The sequence below is a fragment of the Synechococcus sp. R6-10 genome (assembly GCF_047461815.1).
Taxonomy (GTDB): Bacteria; Cyanobacteriota; Cyanobacteriia; order Thermostichales; family Thermostichaceae; genus Thermostichus.
On record NZ_JANSHW010000307.1, the window covers coordinates 1 to 7,011 of the forward strand.

The 7,011-nt window shown below is 56.0% G+C and carries 9 protein-coding genes; 2 read left to right on the forward strand and 7 right to left on the reverse strand.

What is annotated here, in order from left to right; genetic code table 11:
• Window positions 1-1,639, forward strand: a 1,639-nt coding sequence (locus NW837_RS09200) for a phosphoenolpyruvate carboxylase (RefSeq protein ID WP_414330889.1), incomplete at its 5' end; no start/stop codon positions are given.
• An 81-nt stretch (window positions 1,640-1,720) separates the two neighbouring features.
• Here the strand turns inward: NW837_RS09200 and NW837_RS09205 are convergent.
• A complete protein-coding gene (locus tag NW837_RS09205) occupies window positions 1,721-2,527 on the reverse strand; it encodes a Ycf66 family protein (RefSeq protein ID WP_414330892.1) in 807 nt (268 codons plus the stop codon).
• Between the two features lie 181 nt (window positions 2,528-2,708).
• Between NW837_RS09205 and NW837_RS09210 the strand changes: the two genes are divergently transcribed.
• Window positions 2,709-3,110 carry a hypothetical protein gene (locus NW837_RS09210; RefSeq protein WP_414330894.1) on the forward strand — a complete coding sequence of 134 codons (402 nt, stop codon included), beginning with the start codon at window positions 2,709-2,711 and terminating at the stop codon, window positions 3,108-3,110.
• 384 nt (window positions 3,111-3,494) lie between these two features.
• On the opposite strand, the gene aroH is transcribed toward NW837_RS09210, so the two are convergent.
• The 6 genes from aroH to NW837_RS09240 form a co-directional block, all read right to left on the reverse strand.
• The gene (gene aroH / locus NW837_RS09215; protein WP_414330897.1) at window positions 3,495-3,869 is read right to left on the reverse strand and encodes a chorismate mutase; all 375 of its coding nucleotides are present in this window, start codon (window positions 3,867-3,869) and stop codon (window positions 3,495-3,497) included.
• Between the two features lie 103 nt (window positions 3,870-3,972).
• Window positions 3,973-4,659 carry a V4R domain-containing protein gene (locus tag NW837_RS09220; RefSeq protein WP_414330900.1) on the reverse strand — a complete coding sequence of 229 codons (687 nt, stop codon included), beginning with the start codon at window positions 4,657-4,659 and terminating at the stop codon, window positions 3,973-3,975.
• A 269-nt stretch (window positions 4,660-4,928) separates the two neighbouring features.
• Window positions 4,929-5,387: a hypothetical protein gene (locus NW837_RS09225; protein ID WP_414330903.1), complete on the reverse strand. Its 459-nt coding sequence runs from the start codon at window positions 5,385-5,387 to the stop codon at window positions 4,929-4,931.
• 36 nt (window positions 5,388-5,423) lie between these two features.
• Window positions 5,424-5,675 (reverse strand): hypothetical protein, encoded by a 252-nt coding sequence (locus NW837_RS09230; protein ID WP_414330906.1) that lies wholly within the window; start codon window positions 5,673-5,675, stop codon window positions 5,424-5,426.
• Window positions 5,672-6,355, reverse strand: a complete 684-nt coding sequence (locus tag NW837_RS09235) for a V4R domain-containing protein (protein ID WP_414330909.1) — start codon at window positions 6,353-6,355, stop codon at window positions 5,672-5,674. Before NW837_RS09235 ends, NW837_RS09230 begins: the two co-directional genes overlap by 4 nt.
• 323 nt (window positions 6,356-6,678) lie before the next feature.
• The gene (locus tag NW837_RS09240) at window positions 6,679-6,897 is read right to left on the reverse strand and encodes an Hfq-related RNA-binding protein (protein ID WP_041437389.1); all 219 of its coding nucleotides are present in this window, start codon (window positions 6,895-6,897) and stop codon (window positions 6,679-6,681) included.
• Window positions 6,898-7,011 lie beyond the last annotated feature (114 nt).

A 7,011-nucleotide genomic window follows, 5' to 3' on the forward strand; every position in this document is an offset into this window, starting at 1 on the left:
CTTGAAAAACAGCGGCCTTTCCTGCCGTCAGTTGGATCATCTCATTCAACAGGTACAGGTGTTTGGCTTTCACCTGGCCCATCTGGATATCCGCCAAGACAGCAGCTACCACGAAGCCGCTCTCACGGAGATTTTCGAGTACCTGCGCATTTTGCCGCGTCCCTACAACGAGATGACGGAAGAGGAAAAAACCGCCTTTCTCCTGCAGGAGCTGCAAACCCGTCGGCCTCTGATACCGCTGGAGATCGCCTTTTCCGAGAAAACGGCAGAGCTGATCGCCACCTTTCGCACCCTGCGCCGCATGCAGCAGGAATTCGGCTTGGCCATTTGCCAAACCTATGTGATCAGCATGAGCCGCCAGTTGAGCGACCTGTTGGAGGTGCTGCTGATGGCCAAGGAGGTGGGGCTCTACGATCCCATTAGCGGTCGCGGATCCCTGGCGGTGGTGCCGCTGTTTGAGACCGTCGAAGACCTGAAGCGGGCCCCGGAAGTTTTGCGGCAGTTGCTGGAGATCCCTTTCTATCGCCAGTACTTGGCTCAGCAGGGAAATCTGCAGGAGGTGATGCTGGGCTACTCCGACAGCAACAAAGATTCCGGCTTTTTGAGCAGCAACTGGGAGATTTACAAGGCTCAACAACGCCTGCAGACGGTGGCCGAATCCTATGGCGTGAAGCTGCAAATCTTCCATGGCCGGGGTGGTTCGGTGGGCCGTGGGGGGGGCCCGGCTTACGAGGCCATCTTGGCTCAGCCAGGGCGCAGTGTGGGGGGCCGCATCAAAATTACCGAACAGGGAGAGGTGCTGGCCTCCAAGTATTCCCTCCAAGATCTGGCCATTTTTAACCTGGAAACCGTTACCAGCGCTGTGATCCAGGCCAGCCTGCTGCGCACCTACCCCAACGACCTGCACGAGTGGTCGCGCCTAATGGAATCCTTGGCGGATCGCTCCCGGCAGGTGTATCGCAACCTGGTCTATGAGCAGGAAGGTTTTGTGGAGTTTTTCCACGAGGTCACCCCCATTGAAGAGATCAGCCAACTGCAGATCAGCTCCCGTCCTGCCCGCCGCAGCGGCAGCCAGAAGGATATTGGATCCCTGCGGGCCATTCCCTGGGTATTTAGTTGGACGCAAAGCCGCTTTCTCCTGCCGGCCTGGTATGGAGTTGGCACCGCCCTACAGGAATACGTGGCCAAGGGCGAGCACAACCTCAACCACCTGCAGCACCTGTATCGCGAATGGCCTTTCTTCCGCATGGTGATCTCCAAAGTGGAGATGACCTTGGCCAAGGTGGATTTGCAAATAGCGCGTCACTACGTGCGGGAGATGAGCTCTCCAGAACGTCTAGAGCGGGCGATGGAGCTGTTTGAGTGTATTGCCCAAGAAATGCACCGCACCCGCACAATAGTGCTGCAGATTACGGGCCACAGCGAACTGTTGGAGAACGACCCTTATTTGAAGCGCTCGGTGCAGTTGCGCAACCGCTCTATTGTGCCCCTCGGCTTTATCCAAGTCTCCCTCCTCAAGCGCCTGCGAGAGCATCAGGGATCCCGTACCGGGAGAACGCGCTACAACCGAGCTGAACTTCTGCGTGGGGCTCTGCTCACCATCAACGGCATTGCCGCCGGGATGCGCAACACGGGCTGAGGGATCCAACCGGATTCACCACACCTCCCAAGCAAGGCTGGCGCTGTCCCTATTGAGTTTCAGAGCAGTGTCGAGAGCTTATCAGAACAGATCGTCATCGTACTCTTCTGGCTCCACTTCTACTGGCTCTACTTCGACAACGCGGCGGGAAGGACGGCGGGGGGGTTCATCTGCGTAGCTTTCCCCTTGGTCTTGGGGCAACCGTGGGGGACGGCGACGAGTAGCTGTACCTGTGCTGCGCTCTTCCTGCACATCCACATCCTCTGGATACTCTTCGGTGGCAGGACGACGGGGGCGGCGGGCCTCTGGCGGCGGTGCTGGTTCATCGTAGTCCGTATCCTGACGCGGGCGGACCCCTGGCTCCTCGTAATACTCATCCCCTTCGGGTCGGCGGCGGGGACGCAAACGGGTATCGCCGGTCAGTTGGGGCCTGGGGCGACGGCTAGGATCTTCACCACTGCGCCCAGGAATGGAGCGACTGTAAGAGGATGTATCGCGGATACGGGATCCCTCGGCTCGAGTGGAAACCGTGCGTCCTTGGGCATAGCCATCCGGGGGATAGGTGCGGCTGAAGCCTTGCCGCCGAACGGTCGGACGAGCCCCGCCCACCTGCCGTGCTTTTTCGCTTAAGAGAATCCGCAAACGGAAGGTTTCGATGGCAAACCAGCCGGCCATCACCGCCAGCAACACCTGCGCAAAGAACAGCAACGGAATGAGCCGCTGACCTTCCAAGAGCAAACAGACGGAATAGATCAGGCCCATCGTGGCAAAAATCACGTCGTACTCAGCGGAGGCCTCGCGCTTGATGAACCGAACCGCGAAGATGGCTCCACTGGCAATCGCCACCAGCGCTGCCATCAAAAAGTAGGGGCTTTGGGTGAGAAACATGCCAGGGATCCCTAAACGATGAAGACGGGAGAGCGTTGAGCCTTATCCATTCCACAGCCGATCCTAGCATTGATCCTCCTGGTGGCACGGACAACAAAACCCAGGTTTGGGTGTAGGGACGGGATCCCTCTTCAATAAAAGGGATCGGTGCTAAAATCGGCAGCATCTTCCTGCATGTTCCATGCTGTATCTGGCACGGGTACACAAAAAAAGTCTCTTCGGCCAGGGGGAGCTGCAGCTCTTGGCCCGGCAGGCCGAGGACGGGGTTTGGATGCCGCTGCGCAAGCCAGAAGGGGTCACCTGCAAAGAGGTTGGCCCTTACAACATTGGGGTGTTGCTGCTGGTTGAGCTTTCGGAAGAGCGGCAGGTACGGCGGGTGGAAGAGGCAGCCATGAAGCTGGTGGAGATGTTGCACAACCTATCCCGAACCCACAGTCTGGTGGATCTGTCGGAGATTGAAAGCTGGCGGCAATCCTTGACTCGGCAAAGCCAGGAGCTGAGCCGTCGCGAAGCAGAGGTGGCCGCTCGCCAAGAGCAACTGCAACAGTGGGAAAACCGTCTGCGAGAAAAGCTGTCTCCTTGAGCTCTCAGATCTACTCTTATCTTAAGTAGAGTCATTTTAAGCTAATTGAGAAGCCCCCCAAGTGCTCTGTGCCGCTGCCATCACCCCATCTCCCAAAAAGAAAGGGGAGCTGGATGGAAATGTTTCATACCTGTTTAAAATGACTGTAAGTCCAAGTAAGTCTATGAGTGAATCTGGATGTTCTGCGCCTTCCCAAATCAGTAGTGATACGACCCGGATCAACTTGAGTTAAGCCATTCTTTTCCCCCAGAATAAGCGGGGCAAATCCGGGATCCATCATGCCCCATGTTGCCCATGGCAACAGACTGTCCCACCTCCAGTGTAGAAATCCCCTGACTTTAGTCGGTGAGAGTGTCAACCCTGTGCTGGTGCTGTATGGATCGATCAAACAGTGCTGAGATCTGGCCTTAACTCGCGGGCACCTCGCAGATAAACATGCTGCATGTCCGCTTGAGCAAGTGGAGTATTCAACTGGATCAAAACCCGAATGCAACGGGGTAAGTCGCTGCTCACCTCCATCTGTTGTACATCCAACAGAGGCACCGACTCCCAACCGGGGCGACGACGAGCAAACTGGGCGGGAAAAGCTGCATTTAAATCAGGGGTAACGGAAAAAATAACGCTGACTAGTTCAGCCGGATCGAGGGCGTTGCGGTGCTCTAGCGTATCCAACAGCTCAGTCACCGCCGCGCCAATGGCCTCGGCACTGTTTGTAGGTACGGTGATGGCTCCCCGAATTGCTCTGACTCGCCACCCCAATGGCCACACCCTCGTGCGCTTGAGCTCGCCTCGCTTCCAGAAAATTATACAGACTCATCTCTACTGGGATCCCATCCCTCTGGAGGAAACCGGCTCCTGTCACCTATCTGGGTTGCAGGAGCTTTTCCAGGATCTGCTCGTGGCTGAGGCCGGAGTCCACCCAGGCTTCTCCCTCTTTGAGGCGGGCAGCAGCGGTTACGACAAACAAATTGCTCTTCGCTCCCAAAGCCTCGCTGGCGGTTTGCACGCAGAGCAAATCCTGGCCGGTTAGCTGGCTAAACCAGGTGGCCAACAGCCCTGCCTCCAGAAAGCCCATCGGCCGCTTGAAATGGGGAGGCGTGACGGCAGCGAAGGGAGAATTGCGAATCGACACCACCAGCACTCCTTGATCTTTGTAAGTCCAGTCGATCTCGATCAATCCCCAGCCATGAGTTTTCCAAGCTTGTCTCAGACTTTGCAGGAAAAGGCCCATCTCCAGCTCGGCCAAAGGCTTCTGGTAGTAGTCGGAGAGTTCTTGGGCAAAACGGCGGAAAAACTCCTTGCCCCACATCCGACCACAGTTGCGCAATACCAAACGAGCAGCCTGGCCAGTCTCGTATTCCAGGCCCGTGTAGATGCCCCGCAGCAATGCTTCTGGAAGGGCCAAGAGACGTTCACCGTGGCGACTTTCCAGTAAGCCCGATTCCAAATCGCTTCGCAGATAAGCGCTGGGTGTGTAGTAGTTGGCCAAAACGGGCGTGTAGGGATCGAAGTTGACTGAGCCATTGGAGATAGAGCTGGTGCCGTTCATAAGGGATCCCCTGGTTATCCAATCCAAGTCGTTATTGAGCTTTAAGCATCCAAATAGGAGCAGGGTGCAGTTGACAGTTCGTTGGTTGTTGAGCTGGGAGAACGGTTGTTTACGCTCCAAATCTTATGGCGATCCCTCCAGCAATTGAATACCCCTTGGGCAGATTTACTACAACGCTAACATTAACTCCAACGACACTGAAGTCTCCGGCTAGTTGAGATAGAGCGCTCTAGCACCGAAAAATGCAAAAAGCAAAAAAGTATCTAGCTCTAAAACAGCAAGGCCACCTGTACCTGGGTGATCAAAGGGCGGATAAACTCCAACTCTCCAGGAGCCAAATGGTCTCTCAGCTCTTGCTGGAAAATCCGATAGGCAACCTCATAAACCCTCTGCAGCCCGTACAGGCGCACCTCTTCTTCCATCCACTCGATCAGCCGCTCCTTCAGGAGGTTTTCGTCCTGCAGCAACATGGCCATAGCGCTGTGACGCAGCAGCAACAGCAGGTGTCGCCGGCACAGATCCAACACTTGGGGAGAAAGGTCGGGCATCTCTTTTTGCAGGGCATCTAGGGTTTTGCTCACCACCTGGCTCTCCCGTTCCCGCAAAACTCGGTACACATGTTGTCGTTTTGGCCAGCCGAGAACATAGGCCTTCAGATGCTCCAGCTCCTCTGGCTTGAGGTAGCGGGCTTCCGACTCGATCAGCATCTGCTCCAAGGGGCTTACCATCTCGCTTCTCCCGGAGGTCGGTGGGTGCTAGGAGACTCAAAACAAGCTGAACAGATCTGCCAAGGTGATCTGTTCTTCTGCCGGCTCGGGTTCTGGTGCTGCCGACAGGGATCCCAGAGAATGCGCGGCCAAACTCAGGGGATCCCCCGCCCAGGGGATGGAACCAAAATGCTCCCGCACTTGCAGAAAAGGCATTGGCAGAGAGCGCATCTGTAGGGGGCGGTTATCCCAATTTAGACGGGCAAAAAAGCTCTGCACCGAATCCTCTAAAGTAATCTTCCAGGTCATGCCTTAGCTACTCCCTGACCTGAACGCAATTTTTGGGCAATTTCACCAGCACTGGCCCCTTCGTTCAGCCAGAAGGCAGCCGCATCAATGCGATCTTTGCTGCCGAGCAAAAACTTGCAGTAGCTTTCCCCCATAGAATAGCACTGGATCTCGATGCAGTTGAGCTGCCGTTCCACCATGGTGCTAAAAAAGCCGGCAAATAATCCGGCGTAAAGATGACAGACAGGTTTACCGACATCCCCCAGGGTGCGGGCCACGGCGGAGTCAAAGAGGTTGATGAAAATAAACCCTTGCCGCCGACTCTCGGTCTCCACCTCCCAGCGCCCCCATCCTTGGGAGGTCAGAGGCCACCACCAGGTTTCCAAGAGAAACATGAGATTACTCTGCTTGGGGTGGCGCCGATATTCCTCCTCAAACCAGCGGGAAAAATGGAGGGCATCGTTGCGTCCCCACTCTCGGCCAATGGTGTACATCAGAGAAGCCGAGGCATCTCCCACTTCTTCCTCCAGGCCCTGCTGTAAACCCAGAATAAAGTCTTCGCTCACCAAGACATTGCGGGCGCCCGTCCAGTCCACAAGGGATCCCTGGGAGAGGTCAAAGCGAAAAAAGTCTTCGCGGCTGTAGTGGTTATGCCGTTGGGCGGCAGGCTGAAGAGGTATCTCAATGGGGGCAGTCGTCATGGTTGGGTGAGGAGAGATCAGATTTTTTAATACTCCTTATCATACCCTTCTTAATTGGCATTTTTACCAAAAAACTGGGTCTAAAGCCTCGTCCTCAAGGCCTACGGCCCGCTGACGCAGTTGCAACAGCGTTGCGGAGCAATGGGGGACGGCTTTGGGATAGACTCAGGGCGACGGCAGGGTAGTCAACCGCTCCAAAAACCCAGCAGGAGCGGGTCAACTGGAGAAAACTGCCCTCAGAGGGAGACAGAAAAGCCCTGAGTTGTTGTAAAGATTTATTCAAAAATTGGGAAGAAGAGCTGTACAGGGATCCGGAGCAGTACTTAAGACTGAGGCCTGACCTTGATGAAAGCAATGGCAGACCGCCACAGCAGCGACTCCCGCCCCTCGGCATCGGCTAAACAGAGGCAATCGGGATCCTGCCAGCGCAACTGGCCGACGAAGACATCTCCGGTATTGAGTTTGACCTCGAGGGTTTCCCGATCCTTGATGACCTTCTGCAGGCGACGCACGCTCGGGATCCCGGTGTTGAAATCGGTCACGACAGCCCTATCAGCCAGCGAGAAACGGTATGTCAGCAAGCCCACTGCCCCCAGTATAGGGGATCCCTGCCGCTTCCCACTGCCCCTCCACCACACTTCCACAACTTGGGCTCA

What these genes read in the sequence shown, in the direction of transcription:
- NW837_RS09205 (WP_414330892.1), bottom strand. Translation starts at nt 2,527, where the DNA reads ATGTTTCTCACCCAAAGCCCCTACTTTTTGATGGCAGCGCTGGTGGCG.
- NW837_RS09225 (WP_414330903.1), bottom strand. Translation starts at nt 5,387, where the DNA reads ATGGTAAGCCCCTTGGAGCAGATGCTGATCGAGTCGGAAGCCCGCTAC.
- NW837_RS09220 (WP_414330900.1), bottom strand. Translation starts at nt 4,659, where the DNA reads ATGAACGGCACCAGCTCTATCTCCAATGGCTCAGTCAACTTCGATCCC.
- NW837_RS09235 (WP_414330909.1), bottom strand. Translation starts at nt 6,355, where the DNA reads ATGACGACTGCCCCCATTGAGATACCTCTTCAGCCTGCCGCCCAACGG.
- NW837_RS09230 (WP_414330906.1), bottom strand. Translation starts at nt 5,675, where the DNA reads ATGACCTGGAAGATTACTTTAGAGGATTCGGTGCAGAGCTTTTTTGCC.
- NW837_RS09210 (WP_414330894.1), top strand. Translation starts at nt 2,709, where the DNA reads ATGCTGTATCTGGCACGGGTACACAAAAAAAGTCTCTTCGGCCAGGGG.